Here is a 24,279-nt window from a genome sequence, read left to right as displayed (position 1 = left end):
CCCGCCGGTCACCCCCGGGCCGGGGTCCACGGACCACGGACGCACAGCGAGCAGAGCGGGGGGCTCAACAGTTGACCCAGGACGGCCAGTTCAGCGCGGAGGCCAATCCCTTCGCAGCCGCGGAGCGGGTCTCCGCGACGCTCGGCAGCCTCACCGACGCCCTCTTCGGCGCCCGCACCTCGCGCCACCCCGCGGCTGCGCTGACCGCCCTGCGGACCGTCGCGCACCCGGCCGCCGGCACCCTGTTCCACCTGCCGCTGGCGCCCAACGGCCCGGTGCACACCGCCGTCGACCGGCTCGGCACCGTGGTCACCGCCGGCACCGCCCGCCCGGGCACCGGGGCCGCGCTCGCCCCGCTGGCGACCGGCGCGCTGCTGTCCCGCTACGGCGCCGCCGGCCCGATCCGCGGCGCGGTGGGCGGCTCCGCCGAGCCGCCCACCGCCGAGCGCTTCGGCCTGCCGGTGACCGGTGAGCCCGCCGACCCCAAGCTCCGCCCCGCGTTCGCCGCTCCGCTGGCCGCGCTGGCGGCCGGTCAGCAGACCCGGCAGCCGGTCGAACTGCCCACCGGCGCGGGCGCCGAGGTCCGGCTGGTCGTCCCGCCGGGCTTCCACGCGCTCACCGCGCCCGACGGCCCGCCCGGGGTCTCCGCCCGCACCGTGCCCGCCGGCCCGGTGGACGGCGTCCCGGCCGGCAGCGGGATCGCCCCGGCCACCGGCGCGGCCGCCGCCGGGCTGAGCGCCCACCTGGCCGAGACCGCCGAGGAGCTGTTCAGCGGCGCCGGCCCGGCCGAGCGCCGCGACTTCGCGCTGATCGCCGCCGCCCTGGCGGACACCGTCACCGCCTCCGGCGCCGTCTACGCGGGCGTCGGCGCCTTCCACCTGGACGGCCGGCCGACCGAGGCGACCCTGGTCGTCTCGCTGGCCCGCCACCCGCTGCCGATCACCGGACTCGCGACCGAACTGGCCACCCTGCGCCGGCACGCCGAGGTCTGGACGGTGCTGCTGCCCGCCGGACCGGCCGCCGTCCTGGTCGAGGCCCGCAGCGTCCCGGTGCCGGGCCCGCTGGCCGCCGACGGGGCGCGCCGCTGGGCGGTCACCTCGGTGGTGGAGGCGTTCGTACCGCTGCCGGACGGCGCCTCGGTGCTCTGCGTGCAGCTGACCACCGCCCAGCCGCAGGACTGGGAGCTGTACACGGACGTCTTCGCCGAGCTGCTGAAGAGCGTGCAGTTCGGCTGGGACGGCGTGCCCGCCGCCCCGGTCGCCCCGGCGCCCGCGCCCGTCCCGGCTCCTGCCCCCGTCCCGGCGCCTGCCCCCGTCCCCGTGCTCGCGCCCGCCCCGGCCGCGCCTCCGGCTCCCCCGGCACCCGTGGCACCCCTGATGCCCCCGGCGCCCGCGGACGACGCCACGCCGGTCCGCATCCCGCCGGCCGACTTCAACCCCTTCGCCCCGGTCGCCGACCCGACCCCGGCCCAGCCGATCCTGGTTCCCGAGGAGGCCGCGGAGCCGGCCGCCCCGCCCAAGGGCACCCCGGTGATGGTCCCGCCGCCCGACTTCGACCCCTTCGGCATCCTCGGCACCCCGGCCGCCGAACCGACCGCCCCGGAGGAGCCCGAGGCCCCGGAGCCGCTGAAGGGGACGCCCGTGATGGTGCCCCCGCCGGACTTCGACCCCTTCGGCATCCTGGGGACCCCGGTCGCCGAACCGCTGCCGGCCGCCGCCCCCCAGCCCTCGGCCGCCCCGGCCGCCGACCCGTTCGGCACGGTGACCGCCGCGGAGCAGGCCGCCGACCCGTTCGGCACCACCGTCCCGGCCCCCCGGCCCGCGACCGCGGTCCCCCCGCCGCCCAGCGCCCCGCCCGCCGTCCCCGTCACTACCGCCACCGACCCGGGCTCCGGCCCGGTGGCCGGCCCCGCCAAGGGCACCCCGGTGATGGTCCCGCCGCCGGACTTCGACCCCTTCGCCCCGCAGCCCGACGCCACCCCGGCCCCGCCGCCGCCCACCGCGGCCCCGGAGCGCGACCCCTTCGGCTGAGCGCCGGGCATCCCCGCACGCGGGCCGCCCGACGCACCGACCGTCGGGCGGCCCCGTCCGTCCCCGTCCCTACCTCGCCCGCCGACTCCCGATCCGCGCACCGGGCACCGGGCACCGGAAAGCGCCCGGCACCCGCGGACCGTGACGAAGGCGCAGGTCCACCGGGTTCCACCGGTCGCGTCCGCCATGTCCACGATCGATAACTGGTACAGACCTATTGCCAGTTCACCCGTCCGCTCCCTACCCTCGGCACAGGATCCTCCGTGGCACCCCGACGGCCCGAGGACCGGTTCCGCGCCGCCCCCATGGCCCGGAGCACGCTGCTCCACGCACCTGACACCTCCCCACGGGTAACGGGGCGTCCGGGCCTGCCCGGGCCCCCAGGACAGGAGCCACATCCATGCGCAGACGTCGGATCAGCCTGCCGCTGCTCGCGGCCGGAACCCTGCTCGTCCCCCTGCTCGGCGCAGCCCTCCCCGCCACCCTGGCCCACGCCGCCGCGGACGCCGCCGCCGACGCGGCCGCGCAGGCCGCCGCAGGCTCGGTGACCGCGACCCTGACCAAGGGCAGTGACTGGGGCAGCGGCTACGAGGGCAGCTACACCATCAGCAACGGCTCCAGCGCCCCGGTCAACGGCTGGACACTGGAGTTCGACCTGCCCACCGGCAACACCGTCGCCGGCCTGTGGAACGCCTCGTACACCACCGCGGCCTCCCACGTCACGGTGAAGAACCCCGGCTGGGCCGCCACCCTGCCGGTCGGCGGCACCTACAACGTCGGCTTCAACATCGCCTACTCGGGCAGCTACCAGCCGCCGGCGAACTGCAAGCTGAACGGCAAGCCGTGCGACGGCAGCGGCGACGACCTGACCCCGCCGACCGTCCCGGGAGCCCTGACGGCCGGCACCGTCACCCAGACCACGGCGGCGCTCTCCTGGACGGCGAGCACCGACAACGTCGGCGTCACCGGGTACGACGTGTTCAAGGACGGCACCAAGGTGGCCACCACCGACGGCTCCACCACGGCCGTCACCGTGCAGGGCCTGACCGGCGGCACCACCTACCGGTTCACCGTCCAGGCCTTCGACGCGGCGGGCAACCGCTCGGCGGCGGCCGGCCCGGTGAGCGTCACCACCCCGCCGCCGATCGAGGACAAGGAGGCGCCGACCACCCCGGGCACCCCGGTCGTCACCGGCTCGGACTCCAGCTCGGTCTCGCTGAGCTGGACGCCCAGCACCGACAACATCGGCGTCACCGCCTACGACATCGCCGCGAGCAACGGCGTGGTCACCACGGTCACCAGCCCCTCCGGCACCGTCGGCGGCCTGGCCCCGGACACCGACTACACCTTCACCGTCAAGGCCCGCGACGCGGCCGGCAACGTCTCCCCGGCCTCCGGCTCGGTGACCGCGCGCACCAAGAAGGGCGGCACCGGCGGCGCGCTGAAGATCGGCTACTTCACCCAGTGGAGCATCTACGCCCGCGGCTACAGCGTGAAGCAGCTCGACACCTCCGGCTCGGCCGGCCGGCTCTCGGTGGTCAACTACGCCTTCGCCAACATCCACCCGAGCACCAAGCAGTGCTTCATCACCAACAAGGCGGCCGGGCCGGAGAACGACCCGAACGCGGGTGACGGCGCCGGTGACGCCTGGGCCGACTTCGGCAAGGGCTGGGACGCCGGCAACTCGGTGGCCGGCACCACCGACACCTGGGACCAGAAGCTGGCCGGCAACTTCAACCAGCTGAAGCAGCTCAAGGCCAAGTACCCCAACCTCAAGATCCAGATCTCGCTGGGCGGTTGGTCCTACAGCAAGTACTTCTCCGACGCGGCGGCCACCGACGCCTCCCGCAAGGCGCTGGTCAGCTCCTGCATCGACATGTACATCAAGGGCAACCTGCCGGTGATCGACGGCCGCGGCGGCGCGGGCAGCGCGGCGGGCATCTTCGAGGGCATCGACCTCGACTGGGAGTGGCCGAACTCCGACGGACACGCCGGCAACATCTTCCGGCCCGCCGACAAGGCCAACTACGTCCTGCTGGCCCAGGAGTTCCGCCGCCAGCTGGACGCCCTCGGCGCCACCACCGGCAAGCACTACACGCTGAGCGCCTTCCTCCCGGCCGACCCCGGCAAGATCGCGGCGGGCATCGACGTCCCCGGCCTGTTCGGCGCCTTCGACTTCGCCACCATCCAGGGCTACGACTACCACGGCGGCTGGGAGATGGTCACCAACCAGCAGTCCGGCATCAAGGTCGCCGCCGGCGACCCGAACCCGCCGGCCCGGCAGTTCAGCTCCGAGGTCGCGATCGGCGCCTACGTGGACGGCGGCGCCCCGAAGAGCAAACTCACCCTCGGCATCCCGTTCTACGGACGCGGCTGGACGGGCGTGCCGCGCGGCACGACCAACGGCCTCTTCCAGACCGCGACGGGCCCCGGCCCGGGCACCTACGAGGCGGGCTTCGAGGACTACAAGAAGCTCAAGGACATGGCCACCAGCGGTGGTTACACCATCTACCGCGACCCGGTGGCCGGCCACGCCTACATCTACAACGGGAACGTCTTCTACACCTACGACGACCCCACCGAGATCGCCCGCAAGACCGCCTGGATCAAGTCCCAGGGACTGGCCGGCGCGATGGTCTGGGCCTTCGACGGTGACACACCGAACGGCGAGCTGATGGCCGCGGTGGACAACGGTCTGAAGTAGCCCGGGGGCGGCCCGGCCCCTCCACCGCCTGGCCCGTCACGCGCTCACCGCGCGCGGCGGGCCAGGTGCACGACATCCGGTACACCCCGGGCCACCGCGACCTCGTGGGTCACCACGTCCGTGAAGCCGGCCGCCCGCAGCGCCTGTTCGAAGGCCGCCGACGGCCGGGCGCTCCAGACCGCCAGCACCCCGCCCGGCTCCAGCCGCCGCATCAGCACCGCCAGTCCGTCCGGCCCGTACAGCCCGGCGTTGGCGTCGGTGACCGTCCAGTCCGGGCCGTTGTCGATGTCCAGGCAGAGCGCGTGGTAGCGGGCGCCGTCGGCGCCGGCCAGGTACTCCAGCAGGTCGGTGTGCAGCACCTCGACCCGGGGATCGTCCAGCGCCCCGGCCGAGAAGGCGGCCAGCGGACCGGCGCGGTGCCAGTCGATGACGGCGCTCTCGCGCTCCACCACGGCGATCCGCCCCCAGCGCGGCTCGGCCGCGGCGTGGGCCAGCGAGAAGCCGACACCGAGGCCCCCGATCAGCACGGCGGGCCGCGCCACCGGTCCGTCCCGGTCCAGTTCGTCCAGCGCCGCCCGGACCAGCAGCCGTTCGGAGCGCCCGTCGGCGGTGTCCATCAGGAAGCAGCCGTTGGCGATGATCTCGTAGTCCCCGCCGCGCCGCCGCAGCACCACCTCCCCGAACGGACCCTCGCGCCGGTCGAGCGTCACGACGGCGGCGGAACCGTCCCGTTCGGGCAGTGCGCTGGACATGCGGCGGTTTCCTCCGCGGTACTCGGCGACACGGACGCGCGGGCCGGGCGGCCGCCGGGCCCCGGGACCGCACGGCCTGGGGACCACCGGGCCGACGCATCGGACCACCCGGCCGACGATAGCCCCAACCGGCGCCGGCCGCCCCGGATTTTCACGTCGTGGCCAGCACCCCGACATAGGAGACCCCCGCGACCATCACCCAGGAGCCGAGCCCGAGCAGCGCGATCCGGCCGCCGGTGCGCACCATGGTCGGCAGGTGGACGGCGCTGCCCAGCCCGAACAGCGCGGCCGCGAGCAGCAGTTCCTGGGTTTCCCCGGCGAGGGCCAGGGCCCGCTCGGGCAGCACCCCGGTGGTCCGCAGCGCGATCATGGCGAGGAAGCCGGCGACGAACAGCGGCACCAGCGGAGGCCTCTTCCCGGCCGCCGGCGCGGTGCCGGCGCGCCGGTGCGAGCGCCGCACGGCCACCGCGACCCCGGCTACCAGCGGCGCGAGCAGGACCACCCGCATCAGCTTGACGAGCACCGCCTCGCGCAGCGCGCCCGCCCCGCCGCTCTGCGCGGTGGCGACCACCTGCCCGACGTCGTGCACGCTCGCGCCGACCCAGCGGCCGAAGCCGTCCGGGTCCAGGCCGAGCGGGTGCTGCAGCAGCGGCAGGACGGCGATGGCCAGGGTGCCGCAGAGGGTGACCAGGGCGACGGAGGCGGCGACGTCCTCCTCCTCGCTCCCGGCGGCCTGGCTGACCGCGCCGATCGCCGAGGCGCCGCAGATCGAGTAGCCGGTGGCGACCAGCAGCGGCTGGTCGCCGGGCAGGCCGAGCCGGCGCCCGAGCCAGAGGGTGCCGGCGAAGGTCGCGGCGACCACCGCGAGCACCATGGCGACGGTGGCCCAGCCGAGGCCGAGCACGTCGTCCAGACTCAGCTTGAGGCCGAGCAGCACGATGCCCAGCCGCATCAGCCGTTTGCCGGCGGTGGACAGCCCGGGCCGGGCGACGCCGCGGACCACCGGGCGCAGACCGGGCAGGTGGGCGGCGGCGACACCGAGCAGCACGGCGGCGGTGAGCTTGGGCACGGCGGGCACGGCCTGGTGGACGGCGATCGCGGCGGTGACGCCGAGCGCGGCGAGCAGCAGGCCGGGGGCGTTCCCGCCGAGCGGGGGCAGGGCGCGGGTGCGGGTCGGGCGGACCGCGCGGTCCCGGAGGGTCAGGGCCATCCGGGGCTCACCGCCGCTCGTCGGCGGGCAGCCGGTAGACGCGCCGGATGCTGGTGCCGAGCCGGGAGACGTCGGCGCCGTACACGTGGATGGAGATGGCGGTGGTGGTGCAGGTGTTGCGCACCAGGTGGATGTCGCCGGGCGGGGCGAAGGCGGCGACGGTGCCGGCCGGGCCGACCACGTGCTCGGTCTCGACGAGGTGGGCGGCGCGCCCGTCGGAGATCAGCCGGTAGCGGGTCTCGCTCTCCTGGCCCTGGTGGACGCCGGCCACGCACCAGGAGACGTGGTCGTGGATCGGGGTGTGCTGGCCGGGCAGCCAGACCAGGGCGACGACGGAGAAGGAGCCGTCGTCCTCGGCGTGCAGGACGTGCTGGCGGTAGCGCCCGGGGTCGCCCTCGCGCTGGTCCGCGGTGAGCAGTTCGCCGTCGCCCAGGTGCGGGGCGAGCCGTTCGCCGACCAGGTAGGCGGTGAGCTCGGGGGGCAGGCCGCGGTCCACGACCGCGCGGATCTCGCCGACGAGCGCGGTCATGCGCTCGGTGAGCCGGCCGCCGCCGACCGTGGCTGACGTTGTCATGCCAGCAGGGTCGCCGTCGCCGACCCATCACGTCCAAGGAGGGTTCTTTCGCTCTCCCCCCATCACCGCTTATCGATTCCGGGGTGGCCGACGGGGATCGCGACAGGGGTTCGGCCGGAGGTCCGGCGGGGGTTCAGCACCCCACCCGGGCCGCGGCGGCCTGCCGCAGGTGGTCCAGGACGAGCGCGGTCGCCGGGATCCGCCGGTGCTCGCGGAGCACGTACGCGCTGACCTGGCGCCGCAGGTGCGGCTCGACGGCCCGGCCGGTGACCTTGCGGTGGCACATGAAGGAGAGCACCAGCGCGGGCATCAGCGCTATCCCGACCCCGGCGGCGACCAGGCTCTGCACGGCGAGGTTGTCGTCGGTGGAGAACACGATGTCGGGGGCGAAGCCCTGTTCGGCGCAGACCTGCAGCAGGTTGGCCCGGCAGCGCGGGCAGCCGGCGATCCAGCGCTCGCCGTCGAGGTCGGCCAGCCGGACGGCGTGCCGGCGCCCGAGCGGGTGGCCGACCGGCAGCAGCACGGTCAGCAGGTCCTCCATCAGCGGGATCTCGTCCAGCCCGTCGGGGACCTCGGCGGGCGCGCCGGGATAGCGGAAGGCCAGCGCGATGTCGCACTCCCCGCGCAGCAGCCGCTGCACCGAGTCCGGCGGTTCGGCCTCCAGGAGTTCGACCCGCACGCCGGGGTGCTCGGCGAGCAGCCGGGCCATCGCCTCCGGTATCAGGGTGGCGTTGGCGCTGGGGAAGGCGCAGACCCGCACGCGCCCGGCGCGCAGCCGGCCGAGCGCGGCGAGCTGCTGCTGGGCTGCGGAGAGGCTGCCGAGGATCTGTTCGGCGTGCCGGGCGAGCGCCTCGCCGGCCTCGGTGAGCCGCAGCCCGCGCCCGGCGCGGGTGAACAGCGGCAGGCCGACGGTGCGTTCCAGGGCCTTCATCTGCTGGGTGATGGCGGGCTGGGTGTAGCCGAGTTCGCGGGCGGCCGCCGAGTAGGAGCCCGCCCGGACGACCTCGTGGAAGGTCCTGATGTGCCGTGAGTCGAACACCGGCTCCACTGTCCCTCCGCCCGGCCGTCGTAGCGTGTCGCTGCCGGCAATCATAAGCAGAGTTTGGAGGTACCGATCCAGACCTCGGCCGCACCTATGGTTTACCGGCGAACCGTCCGCCCCCGGACGCATCCGCCCACCCCGCCCGGTCACGGCCGGGCGGCCGGCGGCACCCCCATCGACACGTCGGCCGGCGCCACCGGGGCCCCGCCGCGCGCGCTCGGGCTGCGCCGGCTGCGCCGCTCGACCCAGTGGGCGAACCAGGAGAGCAGCAGGCACATGCCGATGTAGATCGGCGCGATCACCATCACCACCGGGATGAACGGCAGGTCGTAGTCCAGGTTGGTGGCGATCAGCTTGCCGGCGTGCAGGAACTCCTCATAGGTGATCAGGAAGCCCAGCGAGGTGTCCTTGAGTGCCACCACCAGCTGGCTGATGATCGCCGGCAGCATCGCCCGCGCCGCCTGCGGCGCCAGGACGTACGCCATCACCTGGGACTTGCGCATGCCGAGCGCGAAGGCCGCCTCCCGCTGGCCCCTGGGCACCGCGACCACGCCGGCCCGGAACACCTCGGCGAGCACCGAGCCGTTGTAGAGCACCAGCCCGGCCACCAGCGCCCAGAGCGGGGCCACCTTGAGGGCGACGAAGATGAAGAAGATCATCACCAGCACCGGCATGGCCCGGAAGAACTCCACCACCAGGGTGGAGAGCAGGCGCACCACCCGGTGGTCGGAGAGCCGCCCGACCGCGAACAGCGCGCCGAACGGCAGGGCGAACAGCACGGTCCAGCCGAAGGCCTTGAGGGTGTTGGCGAGCCCGCGCAGCAGCAGGTCCTGGACACCCTCGTACTGGAAGGCCGTCCACTTGGCCGCGGTGAACTGGTGGGTGTGGAAGAGCATGTAGACGATCCAGCCGATCAGCGCGGCGATCGCCAGCAGCGCGATCCCGCCGTACAGCCGGTGCCGGGCGAGCGCCTTCGGGCCGGGGATGTCGTAGAGCGCCGAGGATTCCGCCGTCATCGCGACACCGCCACTCGTCGTTCCAGGAGGTTGAACACGGCGCTGATGGCCAGGGTGATGATCAGGTAGCCGACGGCGATCCAGACGAAGGTCCAGACGATGCTGTAGCCGAGCTCGTTGATGGTCCGGTAGGTGCCGAGCAGTTCGGTGACGCTGAACGAGCCGGCGATCGCCGTGTTCTTCGCCAGCGCGATCATCACACTGCCGATCGGCGCCACCACCGAGCGGTAGGCCTGCGGCAGCACCACCAGCCCCATCGTCTGGCCGAAGGTCATGCCCAGGCTCCGTGCCGCCTCGCCCTGCCCGACCGGCACCGTGTTGACGCCCGCGCGCATCGCCTCGCAGACGAAGGCGGAGGTGTAGCAGCCGAGCGCGAGCACCGCGAAGGTGAAGAACGGCAGGGTGATGTCGAACCGCGGCAGGCCCAGCACCACGATGAAGAACAGCAGGGTCAGCGGGGTGTTGCGCAGCAGGGTCACCCAGGTGGTGCCGAACACCCGCAGCGGCCGCACCGGCGAGACCCGGAAGGCCGCCATCAGCACCCCGAGCACCAGCGCCAGCACGGCGCTCACCGCGAACAGCTCCAGGGTGCCGAGGAAGCCGTCCCAGTAGGTCGACCAGTTGTCGATCAGTGTCTTCACAGCCCGGCCCTTCCTCAGTACCGGTCGATCGGCGGCGGGGCCGGCGCGGGCACCCCGGACAGGCCGAGGGTCGCGTCGTAGGCCTTCTTCCAGTCGCCGTTCGCCTCGTGGTGCGCCAGCGCGTCGTTGAGCGCGCCGCGCAGCACGGTGTCGTCCTTCGGCGTGCCGATCCCGTACGGCTCCTGGGAGAACAGCGGCCCGACCACCTTGAGCTCGTCCGGCACCTTGGCCGCGTAGCCGAGCAGGATGGTGTTGTCCGTGGTGACGGCGTCCGCCTGGGAGGTGATCAGGTTGTCCACGCAGGCCGAGTAGGTGTCGTAGCCGATCAGCCTCGCCTTCGGGTACTGCTTCTGGATCCGCTGGTACGGGGTGGAGCCGGCCGCCGAGCAGACCGTCCTGCCGTCCAGGTCCTGCGGGCCGTTGATGTCCTTGTTGTTCCTGCGCACCAGCAGCGACTGCCCGGCCATGAAGTACGGACCGGCGAAGCCGACCAGCTTCTTGCGGTTGTCGTTGATGGTGTAGGTGCCGACGTAGTAGTCGACCTGGCCGTTCTGCAGCGCGGTCTCGCGGTTGGCGGAGGCGATGGTGCGGAACTCGATCCGGTCCGGGCCGAACCCGAGGTCGGCGGCGACCATCCTGGCGATCTCGATGTCGAAGCCGGAGTACTCGCCGGTGGCCGGGTTCTTCTGGCCCAGGTAGGGCTGGTCCTCCTTGGCCCCGACCACCAGGTGCCCGCGGGCGCGGGCCGCCGCCAGGGTCGGCGAGCCGCTCGCCGGGGTCCCGGTCGCCACCTGGTAGCTGGGCAGCGCGCTGGGCTGCGGCCCCTTCGGCGGCGGGGTGCCGGCCTTGCCGCAGCCGGACAGCAGCAGCGCCGGCAGCAGGACCGGTAGCAGGATCGAGGCCGCGAGGGCGGTGGGCTTCCGCACGGTCCCGGCCTCAGTGCTTCAGGATCTTGGAGAGGAAGTCCCGGGCGCGCTCGCTGCGCGGGGCGCTGAAGAACTCCTCCGGGGCCCGGTCCTCGACGATCCGGCCGTCCGCCATGAAGACCACCCGGTTGGCGGAGGCGCGGGCGAAGCCCATCTCGTGGGTCACCACGACCATCGTCATGCCCTCGTGCGCCAGCCGGCGCATCACGTCCAGCACCTCGGTGATCATCTCGGGGTCGAGCGCCGAGGTCGGCTCGTCGAACAGCAGGGCCTTGGGCTCCATCGCCAGCGCCCGGGCGATCGCCACCCGCTGCTGCTGGCCGCCGGACAGCTGGGCCGGGTACTTGTCGGCGTGCGCGGCCAGCCCGACCCGGTCCAGCAGCGCCCGTGACCTGTCGTCGGCCTGCGACCTGCTCCGCCCGCGCACCTTCACCTGCGCCAGTGAGACGTTCTGCAGCACGGTCCGGTGCGCGAACAGGTTGAAGGACTGGAACACCATCCCGACCTCGGCCCGCAGCCGGGCCAGCCCCTTGCCCTCCTCGGGCAGGGGCCGGCCGTCGATCAGGATGGTGCCGGACTCGACCGGCTCCAGCCGGTTGATGGCGCGGCAGAGCGTGGACTTGCCGGAGCCGGAGGGGCCGATCACCACCACCACCTCGCCCCGGCCGACGGTCAGCTCGACGTCCTGCAGGACGTGCAGCGAACCGAAGTGCTTGTTGACGCCGCGCAGCTCGATCAGCGGAGTGAAGCCGCCGGGCCCGGACGCCGAGACCGGCCCGGCGTCGGCGCTCACTTCCCGCGCCGCCCCTTCAGCAGCCAGCCGAGCACCACACCGGCGAGCAGGGTGGCCAGCAGGGCGATCCAGAGCGGGGCGGTCACGGTGAACACCCAGAACTGGATCTGCACCTTGTCGAGGTTGGCGAACAGGAACCAGGCGGCGAGGACGACGATGACGCCGATCCCGATGTAGCGGGTGGGGATGCCGCCGATCTCGCCGCGTTTGGTACCAGAGGAGTCCGAAATCTTAGTCACCCGAGCATTCTGCGGGTGCTTGGGCGCATTTGCCCGTATACGCGGCCGGGAGTGGCCCGCACCGGACGGTCTTGTCCTGTGCGGGTCACCACCCGTCACCCTCCGTCAGTGCTCATCGGCGTTCGTCGGCGTCCGTCGGTGTCCGTCAGCGCTCGTCGCGCCAGGAGCGCCAGAGCGCCGCATACGGGCCGCCGGCCGCCACCAGCTCGGGGTGGCTGCCGTACTCGCTGATCCGCCCGTCCTCCACCACCGCGATCACGTCGGCGTCGTGGGCGGTGTGCAGCCGGTGGGCGATGGCGATCACCGTCCGGCCCTCCAGCACCCGGGAGAGCGAGCGCTCCAGGTGCCGGGCGGCCCTCGGGTCCAGCAGCGAGGTGGCCTCGTCCAGCACCAGGGTGTGCGGATCGGCCAGCACCAGCCGGGCCAGCGCCAGCTGCTGGGCCTGCGGCGGCGTCAGCGCGGCGCCGCCGCTGCCGACCTCGGTGTCCAGCCCGGCCTCCAGCGCGTCCACCCACGCCCCGGCGTCCACCGCGTCCAGCGCCCGGCGCAGCTCGGCGTCGTCGGCGTCCGGCGCGGCCAGCCGCAGGTTGTCGCGCAGCGTCCCGACGAAGACGTGGTGCTCCTGGTTGACCAGCGCCACCTCGGCGCGCACCCGCTCGGCCGGCATCCGCGACAGCGCCGCCCCGCCGAGGGTCACGCTGCCCCGGCCGGGGGCGTAGATCCCGGCCAGCAGCCGGCCCAGGGTGGACTTGCCCGCCCCGGACGGGCCGACCAGCGCCACCCGGCTGCCCGGGGCGACGTCCAGGCTGATGCCGTGCAGCACGTCGGCGCCCTCCCGGTAGCCGAAGCGCACGTCCCGCGCCTCGACCCGCCGCCCGCTCGGCCGGACCTCGTCGTCGCCCACGGCCCGCGGCACCTCCTGGACGCCGACCAGCCGGGCCAGCGAGGCCTGGCCGATCTGCAGCTCGTCGTACCAGCGCAGGAGCAGATCGGCCGGCGCCGCCAGGGCCTGGGCGTACAGCACCCCGGTGGTCAGCTGGCCCACGGTGATCCAGCCCCGCAGCGCGAACAGCCCGCCCAGCACCAGCGGACCGAGCACGGCCAGCGTGTACGTCGCGTCGATGGTCGGGAACCAGGCCGAGCGCAGCCAGAGGGTGTACCGCTCCCAGGCGAGCCACTCCGTCAGCTTGCGGTCGGTCAGCCGGACCCGCTGCTCGCCGAGCCGCAGCGCCTCGACCGTGCGCCCGGCGTCGACCGTCTCGGCCAGGACGGAGTTCACCGCCGCGTACCCGGCCGACTCGCTGCGGTAGGACTGCGGGGCCCGCCGGAAGTACCAGCGGGAGGAGACCAGCAGCACCGGCACGCCGATCAGCGAGGAGAGCGCCAGCAGCGGTGAGGTGACCACCAGGGCCCCGAGCACCAGCAGCAGCGAGACGACCGCCACGGCCAGCTCCGGCACCGCCTGGCGCACCGACTTGTCCAGCCGGTCGATGTCGGTCGTGCCCCGGGAGACCAGGTCCCCGGTACCGGCCCGTTCCAGGACGCCGGTGGGCAGCGCCACCGAGCGGACCAGGAAGTCCTCCCGCAGGTCGGCCAGCACCCGCTCGCCGAGCACCGCGCCGCGCAGCCGCGACCACCAGGTGAACGCGGACTGCGCCGCCAGCGCGAGCAGGTACCAGGCCACGGCGACGGTGAGGGTGGACCCGGCGGTGCCGTCGGCCAGCGACTCGACGAGCGTGCCGAGCACCCAGGGGCCGACCAGTCCGGCCACGGTGGCCACCGCGTGCAGCCCGACCACGGCCGAGAAGGCTCCCCGGTGACGCCGGGCCAGCAGTCGCACGTACGCGCGCACGGCGGTGGGCGAGCCGACCGGCAGGGTGGTGGCCGGCCGCTGCTCCTGGTGGGCGGGGGGCTTCATGCGACACTCCTCGACTCGATGAGGCTGCGGTGCCCGCCCCTGCGGGCGGCGGTGGTCCTCATGACGGCTCCCCCGCCGGTGGCGGCTCCTCGGCGCGGGTGACCACCGCCCGGTAGGCCGGCTCCGCGTGCAGCAGCTCGCGGTGGACGCCGCTCGCCGCGACCCGGCCGCCGCGCACCAGCACCACCCGGTCCGCCTGGTCGAGCAGCAGCGGACTGGTGGCGAAGACCACCGTGGTGCGCCCCTCACGGTTCTTCCGCAGCCCGGCGGCGATCCGGGACTCGGTGTGCGCGTCGACCGCGCTGGTCGGCTCGTCCAGCACCAGCACCGGCGGATCGGCCAGCAGCGACCGGGCCAGCGCCAGCCGCTGCCGCTGCCCACCGGACAGCGAGCGCCCCCGCTCGGTGATCTCCGCCGCCATCACGTCCTCTCCTCCCGCCGCGTCCGAGGGGGCCCGGGCGCCGTCCGCCAACGCGTCCAGCACGTCCTGCGCGCGGGCCGCGGCGAGCGCCTCCCACGGATCGACCCGGCCGGAGGACGGAACGTCGAACAGCGCCGCCAGGGTGCCGGAGAGCAGCACCGGCTCCTTGTCGTGCACCAGGACCGCGGCCCGTGCCTCGGCCAGCGGGACGGCGTCCAGCTCGGTGCCGCCGAGGCGGACAGAGGGCTGCGGCCGCCCCTCCTCGCCCGGCGGGACGTGCCCGCCGAGCCGTTCGGCGAGCGCGCCGGCGAAGTCCGGGTCGCCGCAGACCACGGCGGTCAGCTCGCCGGCCCGGGCGGTCAGCCCGGTGAGCGGGTCGAACAGGTCGGAGCGGGCCGGGTCGGTGAGCCTGGCGTCCGCACCGCCCTCGGTACGGGCCAGCGAGAGCACCCGCACGGCGCGCCCGGCGGAGACCTTGGCCACGCTCCAGGCGTGCGCCGCCTCGCCGAGGATCCGCAGCGGCGCGGCCAGGAACGCGGTGGCGCCGTAGACCGCGACCAGGGCGCCCACCGAGATCCGCCCGTCGACCGCCAGCCGGACGCCGTACCAGGTGACGCCGACCACGAAGAGGCCGGGCAGCAGCACCTGCTGGGCCTGCATCAGGGACCGGATCCGGGCCGAGCGGACGGCCGCGGCGCGGACCTTCTGGGAGGCGGCCCGGTAGCGGTCGAGGAAGAGTTCCTCGCCGCCGATGCCGCGCAGCACCCGGAGCCCGGCCACCGTGTCGGCGGCCAGCTCGGTGGCCTTGCCGCCGAGGGCGCGCTGCTCGCCGTAGCGGCGCTCCAGCGGCGCGAGCAGCGGCCAGACCGAAGCGGCGAGCACCGGCACCCCGAGCAGGACGGCCAGACCGAGCGTCGGCTGGACGACGAGCACCGCGGTGCCGGTGGCCAGCCAGACGGCGACCGCGCCGCGCAGCCGGGCGAGGAGTTCGACGTACCAGCCGATCTTCTCGACGTCCCCGCTGCCGACCGCGACGACCTCGCCGGTGGCGATCCGCCGGGACAGCCCGGAGCCGAGGTGGGAGGCCTGACGGGACACCAGCTGACGGACCTGCGTGACGGCGTGGATCCAGTTCCAGACCGACTGGCGGTGCAGCAGCACGGTGCCGACCGCGGACACCGCGGCCAGGGCCAGGGCGAGCGCGCCGGCCCGCCACAGGGCGCCGGAGTCCCGGTCGACGACGGCCTGCACGCCGAGGCCGACCGGCACCGGGAGGGCGGCCTGACAGCCCATCTCCAGCAGCGCCCAGCAGGTGGCGAGCACCTGGCCGCTCCGCTGGTCACGCCGGAGCCGGCGCAGGAAGGCGGAGGGGGAGGACAGTTCGGGCCGACCGGGATCGGCCAGGGGGAGGGTTTTGAGCAGCATGACGATCCGTTGCAGGGCGGTGCGGGCGGAGGGCGCGGAGGACGGCCGGTAGGGTCACGGCCGTGGGTTCGTCAAGAGGTCATGGCAGCGAGCCTGCCAACTCGGATGTGATCTGCGCAACAGGTTTTCCAGGCACCCGGCCGACGCCGTAGTGTTGTGCACGCGCCGGTAGCACGCGTCGGAAAATTTCCCCCGCCGGGGAACCTTCCCGACCAGCGCCCCGGTTGCCCCATCAGGACCACAGAACCGCATGGACGACCAGGAGAGGGCACTCCTTCCGTGAGCAACATTCCCAGCGTCACGCTCAACGACGGCACCCGGATCCCCCAGCTCGGCTTCGGGGTCTGGCAGGTGCCGGACGCGGAGGCCACCGCCGCCGTCCGCACCGCGATCGAGGTCGGCTACCGCTCGATCGACACCGCCGCGATCTACGAGAACGAGTCCGGCACCGGCAAGGCGATCACCGAGGCCCTGGCCGGCGGCGCCGTCGCCCGCGAGGACCTCTACATCACCACCAAGCTGTGGAACTCCGGCACCCGCGACTGGTCCGGCGAGCAGGGCCGCGACGCGGTGCTGCGCGAGTTCGACGCCTCGCTTGACCGGCTCGGCCTGGACTACCTCGACCTCTACCTCATCCACTGGCCGCGTCCGATGCACGGCAGCTACCTCAACGTCTGGAAGGCGCTGGAGCAGCTGAAGGCCGACGGCCGGGTCCGCTCGGTCGGCGTCTCCAACTTCGGCACCGAGCAGCTCACCCGGATCGTCGAGGAGTCCTCGCTCCTGCCGGCGCTGAACCAGGTCGAGCTGCACCCGTACTTCCCGCAGGAGGAGCTGCGCGCCTTCCACGCCCGGCACGGCATCGCCACCGAGGCCTGGAGCCCGCTCGGCCAGGGCAAGGAGCTGCTGTCCGAGCCGGCGCTGGCCGGCATCGCCGACAAGCACGGCCGCACCGTCGCCCAGGTGGTGCTCCGCTGGCACCTGCAGAGCGGCGTCATCGCGATCCCGAAGTCGGTCACCCCGTCGCGGATCAAGGAGAACCTGGACGTCGCCGGCTTCGAGCTGGACGCCGAGGACCTCGCCGCGATCGCCGGCATCGCCACCGGCACCCGGATCGGCCCGGACCCGCAGGAGTTCGACTGGAGCTGACCCGCCCGGCGGCCCCGGCCGCCCGAGGACCGGTCACCCGTGCCCGACGCGAAGGCCGCCCTCCCCCGTTCGGGGAGGGCGGCCTTCACCGCGTTGACGGGCGGTGCCCGTCACCGGCCCGGGACCGGCGGGCCCTGGTCGGCCGGCGGACGACTGGCGACCGACCGGCGGCCGACTGATGAATCGTTTTGGCTGACAGCCGCGACGTTCCGGCTACAGCCGGGCCGCCTTGGCGATCAGCGCGAGCGCGGCCTCGTGCTCGTCCTCCTCCAGCGGCGCCAGCAGCAGCAGCTGGACCTGGGCGACGCCCGCGGCCGAGCGGTGCAGCAGGTCCTGTCCCGCCGGCGAGAGCGAGAGCAGGTTGCGCCGTCCGTCCGAGGGGTCGCGGCGACGCTGGACCAGGCCGCGCCGGACCAGCCGACTGACCATCTCGGCCATCGTGGCCTTGTCCAGCGAGGCCAGCTCGCCCACCGTGCGCTGGTCGGCGCCCGGCTCCAGTTCGAGCGCGTCGAGCACCGCGTACTGCGGCGCCGTCAGCTCCGAACCGACGTGCTCCGACCAGAGCTTGGTGTGCACCTGCTGGCTCACCCGGATCAGGTAGCCGATCGCCCGCTGGGCGTCCAGCATCGGTCGCGCGTCCGTCAGGACGGCGACCTGGGCCGGTTCCAGTCTGGCTATCTTGGCCATCACACGGACGATCTCCAGCTGCTCCTCCGGAGTGAGCGGCTCGAAGAGCGTGCGCTGCACGCGGACCACTCCGCCGGTGGCCTCACGGACAGCCTGGGCCCCGCTCTGCGAGAGAGCGAGCAACTTGCGCCGGCCGTCGGCCGGGTCTCGGCGCCGCAGCACCAGGCCGCGCCGGACCAGCCGGGCGACCATCTCGGCCATCGTGGCCTTGTCGAGCGAGGCACGCTCTCCCACCGTGCGCTGGTCGGCGCCCGGTTCGAGGGCGAGGACCAGCAGGACCGCGAACTGCGGAGCCGTGAGATCGGCTCCGACGTGTTCGGACCACAGACGGGTGTGGACCTGCTGTGCAACGCGGATGAGGTGTCCGGGCGACTGCTGCAGTCGCGCGGACACGCGGGTCGTCGGGATCTCCCCCAGCACCATGTATCCGTCCCGATGTCACACCCGGTGTGTGTGGGACACCCGGGTGGGGCAGTAACGGCGAGTGGGCGTCCCGCTGTTCGGGAGGGCGCTCCAGCCGTGCAGCCGGTGGCTGCTGGCGGACACTATACAAACGGCGGGCCCTCGCTGGCAGGCAGGGGCGGATAGTAGACGCAGGTTCGGCAACATTGGCATATTTACTCGCCGTGCCGACCCACCGGTAACCCGTTCGCAGGAGAAAGCCGACCGGTCGGTCCTTACCCACGGTCACCTGCGTCTTCACCCTGGCCGAGCCCCCTACCCGCCGGTAGGGTGTGGCCACCGGGGCGGATCCGACCTCCGGAGCGGCCCGGTGGAACCCGGGTGTCCCCCGAGCGGTTCCTGGGAGTCTCCTGGGTTCCCGGGCCCGTGCCCGACCGTCCGGCGGGCCGACTCCGGAGCGCGACCGGCGCCGGCCGGGCGGGCTGCGAACCCTGGCCATCTGCAACTGACCTGCAACAACGCCCGATTACTCCGAGAGAGACGAGACCGAGCATGACCGAGCAGACCACCACCCCCCGGGTCGCCGTCGTCACCGGCGCCGCGCGCGGACTGGGCGCCGCCACCGCCGAGCGACTGGCCGCCGACGGCTACGCGGTGGCCGTCCTCGACCTGGAGGAGTCGGCCGGCCGGGAGACCGTCGAACGCATCACCGCCGCCGGCGGCCGCGCCATCGCCGTCGGCGCCGACGTCTCGGACGCCGGCCAGGTCCGGGCCGCCGTCGAGCGGATCGCCGCCGAACTCGGCGCGCCGGTCGTGCTCGTCAACAACGCGGGCGTGCTGCGCGACAACCTGATCTTCAAGATGACCGAGTCGGACTGGGACACGGTCATGAACGTGCACCTGCGCGGCGCGTTCCTGATGACCCGGGCGGTCCAGAAGTACATGGTGGACGCCGGTTTCGGACGGATCGTCAACCTGTCGTCGTCCTCCGCCCAGGGCAACCGCGGCCAGGCCAACTACTCGGCCGCCAAGGCCGGTCTGCAGGGCTTCACCAAGACCCTGGCCATCGAGCTCGGCAAGTTCGGCATCACCGCCAACGCGGTCGCGCCCGGCTTCATAGCCACCGACATGACCGTCGCCACCGCCGCCCGGGTCGGCATGGACTTCGAGGACTTCAAGGCCGCCGCCGCCACCCAGATCCCGGTCCAGCGGGTCGGCGTGCCGCAGGACGTGGCCAACGCCATCGCGTTCTTCGCCTCGGAGGGCGCCGGCTTCGTCTCCGGACAGGTCCTCTACGTGGCCGGCGGCCCCCTCGACTGAGCCACCGAACCTACACAGGGTTACCACGGGGTGGGAACCGGAGCGTCCGGTCTCCCGCCCCGTTCTTTTTGCCCGAACTTGGGGAAAAGCACACGAACCCCTTACGGACATTCGATCCGAAAACGCCGTTGGATCGTCCTGAAACAGACCTTGGCCGATCGGAGAACGGCTTTGCCGGGGAATTCCGAATGGAACAGGGAATCACGCTGCGTCGCCGGGTAGGTTCACCGCCGTGCAAGCGCCGAGTGAACAGCCTGGCCGCCCCGAGCCCCTGACCACCCGCCCCGAGCACCCGACCGTCCGCCGCGAGCGCCCGCGCGCCACCCGCCCCGAGCACCCGCGCCCCGGCCGCCGAGGGTCCGCCCGCCCGCCCCTCGGCCGCCGGCAGACCGCCCTGCTGGGCCTCGCGGCGCTCGGCTACCTGCTGGTCGCCGTCGCCGTCCTGCTGGACACCTCGCTGGTCGACCTCGACTGGAAGATACGCCTGTACCGGCCCGAGGAGCACTGGCCCGGCCTGCAGCCGCTGCTCGACAACTGGGTGGTGGCCGGCCAGCGCGGCCCCTCCGCCCTCGCCGCCTTCGCCTGGCTCGGCTGGCGCGCCCGCCGGCTGGGCCGGATCCGGCCGCTGCTGGTGATGGGCGCCGCCCTGCTGCTGCTCAACCTCACGGTCGGCGGCGTCAAGATCGTCACCGGCCGGCTCGGCCCGCACTACGCCCGGTACGTCGGCTCCCCCGAGCTCTTCTCCGGCGGCACCATATTCCCCTCCGGCCACACCGCGAACGCCGTGGTCACCTGGGGCGTGCTCGCCTACCTGGCGGTCCGCTGGCGGCGCCTCGGCGCGCTGCTGGCGGGCGCCACCGCCTGGTCGGTCGGCCTCACCACCGTCTACCTGGGCACCCACTGGGTCACCGACGTCCTGGCCGGCTGGGCCGCCGGGCTGCTCGTGCTGCTCTCGCTCCCGCTGCTGGAACCGCTGGTGCTGGCCGCCGAAGGCCGGCTCACCCGGCGCCGACGGGGGGCCGGGACCGGGCTCACCCCTCCCAGCTGCGTACCACCAGCCCGTCGCGCACCGCGAGGTTGAGCCGCCCCTCGCGATAGTCCATGGTCATCGCCGCCCCCTGCGGCAGTACCCGCACCGAGGCCCAGCCGTGCCGGCGGGCCAGCTCCTCGGCCCGCTCGACCCGCAGCCCCGCGTAGCCCTCCGCGTCCGTGTCCGTCATCGCCCCTCCCCGGCTCGCCCAGCGGACGTACGCTGGAATCGTAGACCGCCCGTGCGGAACCGGCCGCACGGGCCGGGGGGGACCGGCAGCACCGGGAGGTGACCGCGGATGCCCGCCACCACCCCGCGACGGTGGCGCAGCGGCACCGAGCCCGCCACCGCCCGCAGCGACCTCAAGCTGCGCTACCTGCTCTCGCTGACCTTCACCCCGCTGTTCGCGCTGGCCACCGCGGCCTTCGCGTTCTGGGCCGCGAACGCCCCCGCGTTCGGGGCGCCGAGCCGGGGCACCCTCACCGGCTTCGCCGTGGCCTGCGGAATCCTCACCCTGTTCGCCGTCGTCGATCTCGTCGTCGTCATCCGGCGCCGCCGGACCGAGCTCTGACGCGGTGTCTCCCGCGGGGTGGGAAGCCGGTGCCGGCCTCCCACCCCCCGCACGGATCCCCCCCCCCGTACGGACTCAGCGGTTGCTGACCGCCTGCTTGACCAGCGTCCGCCCGAAGTCCCACATCAGGCCGCTCCCCCGGTGCGCGTCCTCCATCACCTCGGTGAAGGCCGCCATGAACCGGTCCACGTCCCGCTCGGTGATGATCAGCGGCGGGATCAGCTTGATCACCTCCAGGTGGTCCCCGGACACCTGGGTGAGGATCCGGTGCCGCTGCAGCAGCGGGACGACCACCATCTGGGCGAACAGGCCCTTGCGGGCCGCCTGCAGCGCCGTCCACCCGGTCCGCAGTTTGAGCGACTTCGGCCGGCCGAACTCGATGCCGATCATCAGCCCGCGCCCGCGCACCTCGGCGAGCAGCTCGTAGCGGTCGACCAGTTCGGTCAGCCGCTCCCGGAAGTGGTCGCCCACCTTGCGGGCGTTCTCCACCACCCGCTCGTCCCGGACGACCTCCAGGGTCGCCAGGCCGGCCGCCATCGCCTGCGCGTTGGAGCCGAAGCTGGCCGAGTGCACCAGCACCCGGTCCATCGAGGAGTACACCTTCTCGAAGATCCAGCCCTTGCCGAGGGTCGCCCCGACCGGCACGTAGCCGCCGGAGAGCGCCTTGGCCGCGCAGACCAGGTCCGGCAGCACGCCGTCCTCGTGCTGGTAGGCGAAGAAGTCGCCGGTGCGTCCGACGCCGGTCTGCACCTCGTCGCAGATCAGCAGCGCCTTGTGCTCGTGCAGCAGCTCCTGCGCGGCCCGCAGCCAGCCGGGCGGGGCCGCCTGCACGCCCTTGCCCTGGATCGGCTCGACGATCAGCGCCGCGACGTCGCCGCGCTTCAGCTCCTTGGCCAGGGCCGCGAGGTCGCCGAGCGGGATCGCGGTGTCCGGCAGCAGCGGGTCGAAGCCCTTGCGGAACCCGCTCTCGCCGTTCACCGAGAGCGAGCCGGTGGTCAGCCCGTGGAAGGCGTGGTCGGCGTAGAGGATCCGCTTGCGGCCGGTGGCGTACCGGGCGAACTTGAGCGCGGTCTCCACCGCCTCGGTGCCGCTGTTGCCGAAGAACACCCGGTCCAGTCCGGGCGCGTACGACAGCAGGCGTTCGGCGAGCAGGCCGGGCAGCGGCGAGCAGTCGAAGCGGACCAGGTCCGGTAGGTCGAGGTCCATCACCTGCTGGACGGCCGAGCGGACCACCGGGTGGTGGCGGCCCAGCGCGAAGATGCCGAAGCCGGCCAGCATGTCGAGGTACTCGTTGCCCTCGGCGTCGTAGAAGTACTGCCCGCGGGCCCGTTCGTAGTACTTGTCAAAGCCGATGGTGTGCAGCATCCGGGTCAGCTGCGGGTTCAGGTAGCGGCTCTGCAGCTCGTACCGCTCGCCGCCGCGTTCGGCGAGCAGGGCGGCCAGGTCGAAGCCGCCCGGACGGTCACGGCGGTCGGTGCTGTCGGGGTCAGCCGGCATGGTGCTGGTTCGCTCCTCGGTTCGGAAGTCCCCGGTCCGGTAGTCCTCGGGCCGGTAGCAGGTGCTTGGCGAAGGCGGCGGTCTGGGCGGCGACCCCGGTGCCGGTCAGCCCGGCCTCCTCCAGGATCTCGCCACGCGCGGCGTGCCCGAGGAACTCCTGCGGCAGGCCCAGCACCCGCACCGGGACGTCCACGTCCGCGTCGCGCAGCGCCAGTGCGATCGCCGCGCCGACGCCGCCGACCCGGCCGCCGTCCTCCACGGTGACCACCAGCCGGTGCCCGGCGGCGAGCGCGGGCAGCGCCGGGTCGACCGGCTTGACCCAGCGCGGGTCGACCACGGTCGCGGTGAACCCCTCGGCGAGCAGCAGCCGGGCCGCGTCCAGCGCGGCGCCGGCCATCGTGCCGACGGCCACCAGCAGGATCTCCGGCAGCTCCCCGGTGCGCAGCAGGACGTCCACGCCGCCGGTCCGCTCGACGGCGGGCACGGCCGGGCCGACGGTGCCCTTGGGGAAGCGGACCACGGTCGGGGCGTCGTCGACCTCGACGGCCTCGCGCAGCTGGGCGCGCAGCTGGTCGGCGTCACGCGGGGCGGCGAGCCGCAGGCCGGGGACGACCTGCAGGATCGACAGGTCCCACATGCCGTTGTGCGAGGCGCCGTCGTTGCCGGTGACGCCGGAGCGGTCCAGCACGAAGGTGACGCCCAGTCCGTGCAGGGCGACGTCCATCAGCACCTGGTCGAAGGCCCGGTTGAGGAAGGTCGCGTAGACCGCCACCACCGGGTGCAGCCCGCCGGTGGCCAGGCCCGCCGCGCTGGTGACGGCGTGCTGCTCGGCGATGCCGACGTCGAAGGTCCGCTCCGGGAAGGCCTTGGCGAACGGGGCCAGGCCGACCGGCTGGAGCATCGCCGCGGTGATCGCCACCAGGTCCGGCCGCTCGGCGCCGAGGGCCAGCAGCTCGTCGCCGAACACCGAGGTCCAGGAGACGCCGCCGCTGGGCGAGATCGGCAGGCAGGTGTACGGGTCGATCGGGTTGACGGCGTGGAAGCGGTCGGCCTCGTCCTGCTCGGCGGGCCGGTAGCCGCGGCCCTTGACGGTGAGGCAGTGCACGATGACCGGGCCGCCGAAGCCGCGGGCCTTGGTGAGCGCGGACTCCAGGGCGGCGAGGTCGTGTCCGTCGATCGGGCCGAGGTACTTGAGTCCGAGGTCCTCGAACATGCCCTGTGGGGCGAAGGCGTCCTTGAACCCCTTCTTGGCGCCGTGCAGCGCGTCGAAGATCGGCTGGCCGACCACGGGGGTGCGCTGCAGCGCGTCCTTGCCCCAGGACAGGAAGCGCTCGTAGCCCTGGGTGGTGCGCAGCGCGGCGAGGTGGTTGGCGAGCCCGCCGATGGTGCGGGCGTAGGAGCGCTCGTTGTCGTTGACGACGATGACGAGCGGGCGGTCCTTGGCGGCCGCGATGTTGTTGAGCGCCTCCCAGGCGAGGCCCCCGGTGAGCGCGCCGTCACCGATGACGGCGACCACCGGGTCGTCGCGGCCGAGCAGCTGGTTGGCCTTGGCCAGGCCGTCGGCGTAGGAGAGCGCGGTGGAGGCGTGCGAGTTCTCGACGACGTCGTGCTCGGACTCGGCGCGCGAGGGGTAGCCGGACAGGCCGCCCCTGGCGCGCAGCCGGGAGAAGTCCTGGCGGCCGGTGAGCAGCTTGTGGACGTAGCTCTGGTGGCCGGTGTCCCAGACGATCCGGTCGCGCGGGGAGTCGAAGACCCGGTGCAGCGCGATGGTCAGTTCGACGACACCGAGGTTGGGGCCGAGGTGGCCGCCGGTGCGGGTGACGGCGTCGATCAGGAAGTCGCGGATCTCGTCGGCGAGCCGGGGGAGCTCGGCGGCCGGGAGGGTTCGCAGGTCCGCCGGGGACGTGACGCCGGAGAGCAGTGACATGGCTTTCA

The 24,279-nt window shown here is 73.7% G+C and carries 21 protein-coding genes; 6 read left to right on the top strand and 15 right to left on the bottom strand.

Annotation, left to right across the window (positions count from 1 at the left end; genetic code table 11):
• The first annotated feature begins 71 nt into the window (after positions 1 to 71).
• Positions 72 to 2,030 carry a hypothetical protein gene (locus ACFU9E_RS27860; protein WP_380715438.1) on the top strand — a complete coding sequence of 653 codons (1,959 nt, stop codon included), beginning with the start codon at positions 72 to 74 and terminating at the stop codon, positions 2,028 to 2,030.
• A gap of 400 nt (positions 2,031 to 2,430) precedes the next feature.
• Positions 2,431 to 4,734, top strand: coding sequence for a glycoside hydrolase family 18 chitinase (locus ACFU9E_RS27855; RefSeq protein ID WP_380684008.1), 2,304 nt, complete (start codon positions 2,431 to 2,433; stop codon positions 4,732 to 4,734).
• A gap of 44 nt (positions 4,735 to 4,778) precedes the next feature.
• Here ACFU9E_RS27855 and ACFU9E_RS27850 read toward each other — a convergent pair whose 3' ends face one another.
• The 11 genes from ACFU9E_RS27850 to ACFU9E_RS27800 all read right to left on the bottom strand — a co-directional run bounded on the left by ACFU9E_RS27850 (position 4,779) and on the right by ACFU9E_RS27800 (position 15,691).
• Positions 4,779 to 5,486 (bottom strand): spermidine synthase, encoded by a 708-nt coding sequence (locus ACFU9E_RS27850; RefSeq protein ID WP_380684007.1) that lies wholly within the window; start codon positions 5,484 to 5,486, stop codon positions 4,779 to 4,781.
• A 151-nt stretch (positions 5,487 to 5,637) separates the two neighbouring features.
• A complete protein-coding gene (locus ACFU9E_RS27845; RefSeq protein ID WP_380684006.1) occupies positions 5,638 to 6,696 on the bottom strand; it encodes a YeiH family protein in 1,059 nt (352 codons plus the stop codon).
• A 7-nt stretch (positions 6,697 to 6,703) separates the two neighbouring features.
• Positions 6,704 to 7,270: a cysteine dioxygenase gene (locus ACFU9E_RS27840; protein ID WP_380684005.1), complete on the bottom strand. Its 567-nt coding sequence runs from the start codon at positions 7,268 to 7,270 to the stop codon at positions 6,704 to 6,706.
• A gap of 133 nt (positions 7,271 to 7,403) precedes the next feature.
• A complete protein-coding gene (locus tag ACFU9E_RS27835; RefSeq protein ID WP_350563810.1) occupies positions 7,404 to 8,309 on the bottom strand; it encodes a LysR family transcriptional regulator in 906 nt (301 codons plus the stop codon).
• Positions 8,310 to 8,458: 149 nt separating this feature from the next.
• Positions 8,459 to 9,328, bottom strand: coding sequence for an amino acid ABC transporter permease (locus tag ACFU9E_RS27830; RefSeq protein WP_380684004.1), 870 nt, complete (start codon positions 9,326 to 9,328; stop codon positions 8,459 to 8,461).
• Entirely contained in the window at positions 9,325 to 9,969 is a 645-nt protein-coding gene (locus tag ACFU9E_RS27825) for an amino acid ABC transporter permease (RefSeq protein ID WP_380684003.1), read from the bottom strand. The genes ACFU9E_RS27830 and ACFU9E_RS27825 overlap by 4 nt, the downstream gene beginning before the upstream one ends.
• Before the next feature lie 14 nt (positions 9,970 to 9,983).
• Positions 9,984 to 10,895, bottom strand: coding sequence for a glutamate ABC transporter substrate-binding protein (locus ACFU9E_RS27820; protein WP_380684002.1), 912 nt, complete (start codon positions 10,893 to 10,895; stop codon positions 9,984 to 9,986).
• A 10-nt stretch (positions 10,896 to 10,905) separates the two neighbouring features.
• Positions 10,906 to 11,688: an amino acid ABC transporter ATP-binding protein gene (locus ACFU9E_RS27815; RefSeq protein WP_380684001.1), complete on the bottom strand. Its 783-nt coding sequence runs from the start codon at positions 11,686 to 11,688 to the stop codon at positions 10,906 to 10,908.
• The gene (locus ACFU9E_RS27810) at positions 11,685 to 11,927 is read right to left on the bottom strand and encodes a LapA family protein (RefSeq protein WP_380684000.1); all 243 of its coding nucleotides are present in this window, start codon (positions 11,925 to 11,927) and stop codon (positions 11,685 to 11,687) included. The genes ACFU9E_RS27815 and ACFU9E_RS27810 overlap by 4 nt, the downstream gene beginning before the upstream one ends.
• Positions 11,928 to 12,072: 145 nt before the next feature.
• Positions 12,073 to 13,845, bottom strand: a complete 1,773-nt coding sequence (locus tag ACFU9E_RS27805; protein WP_380683999.1) for an ABC transporter ATP-binding protein — start codon at positions 13,843 to 13,845, stop codon at positions 12,073 to 12,075.
• Positions 13,846 to 13,903: 58 nt separating this feature from the next.
• A complete protein-coding gene (locus tag ACFU9E_RS27800) occupies positions 13,904 to 15,691 on the bottom strand; it encodes an ABC transporter transmembrane domain-containing protein (RefSeq protein ID WP_380683998.1) in 1,788 nt (595 codons plus the stop codon).
• Positions 15,692 to 15,970: 279 nt separating this feature from the next.
• On the opposite strand from ACFU9E_RS27800, the gene ACFU9E_RS27795 reads away from it, so the two are divergent.
• Complete coding sequence (locus ACFU9E_RS27795; RefSeq protein WP_380683997.1) at positions 15,971 to 16,837, top strand: aldo/keto reductase; 867 nt, start codon at positions 15,971 to 15,973, stop codon at positions 16,835 to 16,837.
• A 213-nt stretch (positions 16,838 to 17,050) separates the two neighbouring features.
• Here the strand turns inward: ACFU9E_RS27795 and ACFU9E_RS27790 are convergent, their stop codons facing one another.
• Positions 17,051 to 17,917, bottom strand: coding sequence for a MarR family winged helix-turn-helix transcriptional regulator (locus ACFU9E_RS27790; RefSeq protein WP_355374205.1), 867 nt, complete (start codon positions 17,915 to 17,917; stop codon positions 17,051 to 17,053).
• A gap of 561 nt (positions 17,918 to 18,478) precedes the next feature.
• Between ACFU9E_RS27790 and fabG the strand changes: the two genes are divergently transcribed.
• Positions 18,479 to 19,246, top strand: a complete 768-nt coding sequence (fabG, locus tag ACFU9E_RS27785) for a 3-oxoacyl-ACP reductase FabG (protein ID WP_380687078.1) — start codon at positions 18,479 to 18,481, stop codon at positions 19,244 to 19,246.
• Between the two features lie 232 nt (positions 19,247 to 19,478).
• Entirely contained in the window at positions 19,479 to 20,327 is an 849-nt protein-coding gene (locus tag ACFU9E_RS27780; RefSeq protein ID WP_380687076.1) for a phosphatase PAP2 family protein, read from the top strand.
• Here ACFU9E_RS27780 and ACFU9E_RS27775 read toward each other — a convergent pair.
• Positions 20,278 to 20,466: an I78 family peptidase inhibitor gene (locus tag ACFU9E_RS27775; RefSeq protein ID WP_355374197.1), complete on the bottom strand. Its 189-nt coding sequence runs from the start codon at positions 20,464 to 20,466 to the stop codon at positions 20,278 to 20,280. The genes ACFU9E_RS27780 and ACFU9E_RS27775 overlap by 50 nt on opposite strands.
• A 108-nt stretch (positions 20,467 to 20,574) precedes the next feature.
• On the opposite strand from ACFU9E_RS27775, the gene ACFU9E_RS27770 reads away from it, so the two are divergent.
• Positions 20,575 to 20,847, top strand: coding sequence for a DUF6343 family protein (locus ACFU9E_RS27770; RefSeq protein WP_380687074.1), 273 nt, complete (start codon positions 20,575 to 20,577; stop codon positions 20,845 to 20,847).
• A gap of 75 nt (positions 20,848 to 20,922) precedes the next feature.
• Here ACFU9E_RS27770 and ACFU9E_RS27765 read toward each other — a convergent pair whose 3' ends face one another.
• A complete protein-coding gene (locus ACFU9E_RS27765) occupies positions 20,923 to 22,344 on the bottom strand; it encodes an aspartate aminotransferase family protein (RefSeq protein WP_380687072.1) in 1,422 nt (473 codons plus the stop codon).
• Entirely contained in the window at positions 22,334 to 24,271 is a 1,938-nt protein-coding gene (gene dxs, locus ACFU9E_RS27760) for a 1-deoxy-D-xylulose-5-phosphate synthase (protein WP_380687070.1), read from the bottom strand. Before dxs ends, ACFU9E_RS27765 begins: the two co-directional genes overlap by 11 nt.
• Between the last annotated feature and the right edge of the window lie 8 nt (positions 24,272 to 24,279).

Source organism: Kitasatospora sp. NPDC057595, assembly GCF_042800875.1.
Classification (GTDB): domain Bacteria; phylum Actinomycetota; class Actinomycetes; order Streptomycetales; family Streptomycetaceae; genus Kitasatospora.
The sequence above is the reverse complement of the archived record's forward strand: the minus strand, read 5'-3'. Positions and strand labels throughout refer to the sequence as shown.

Coding starts and splice junctions, on each gene's coding strand:
- ACFU9E_RS27770 (WP_380687074.1), top strand. CDS start 20,575: ATGCCCGCCACCACCCCGCGACGGTGGCGCAGCGGCACCGAGCCCGCC.
- dxs (WP_380687070.1), bottom strand. CDS start 24,271: ATGTCACTGCTCTCCGGCGTCACGTCCCCGGCGGACCTGCGAACCCTC.
- ACFU9E_RS27845 (WP_380684006.1), bottom strand. CDS start 6,696: ATGGCCCTGACCCTCCGGGACCGCGCGGTCCGCCCGACCCGCACCCGC.
- fabG (WP_380687078.1), top strand. CDS start 18,479: ATGACCGAGCAGACCACCACCCCCCGGGTCGCCGTCGTCACCGGCGCC.
- ACFU9E_RS27800 (WP_380683998.1), bottom strand. CDS start 15,691: ATGCTGCTCAAAACCCTCCCCCTGGCCGATCCCGGTCGGCCCGAACTG.
- ACFU9E_RS27850 (WP_380684007.1), bottom strand. CDS start 5,486: ATGTCCAGCGCACTGCCCGAACGGGACGGTTCCGCCGCCGTCGTGACG.
- ACFU9E_RS27840 (WP_380684005.1), bottom strand. CDS start 7,270: ATGACAACGTCAGCCACGGTCGGCGGCGGCCGGCTCACCGAGCGCATG.
- ACFU9E_RS27775 (WP_355374197.1), bottom strand. CDS start 20,466: ATGACGGACACGGACGCGGAGGGCTACGCGGGGCTGCGGGTCGAGCGG.
- ACFU9E_RS27855 (WP_380684008.1), top strand. CDS start 2,431: ATGCGCAGACGTCGGATCAGCCTGCCGCTGCTCGCGGCCGGAACCCTG.
- ACFU9E_RS27805 (WP_380683999.1), bottom strand. CDS start 13,845: ATGAAGCCCCCCGCCCACCAGGAGCAGCGGCCGGCCACCACCCTGCCG.
- ACFU9E_RS27765 (WP_380687072.1), bottom strand. CDS start 22,344: ATGCCGGCTGACCCCGACAGCACCGACCGCCGTGACCGTCCGGGCGGC.
- ACFU9E_RS27830 (WP_380684004.1), bottom strand. CDS start 9,328: ATGACGGCGGAATCCTCGGCGCTCTACGACATCCCCGGCCCGAAGGCG.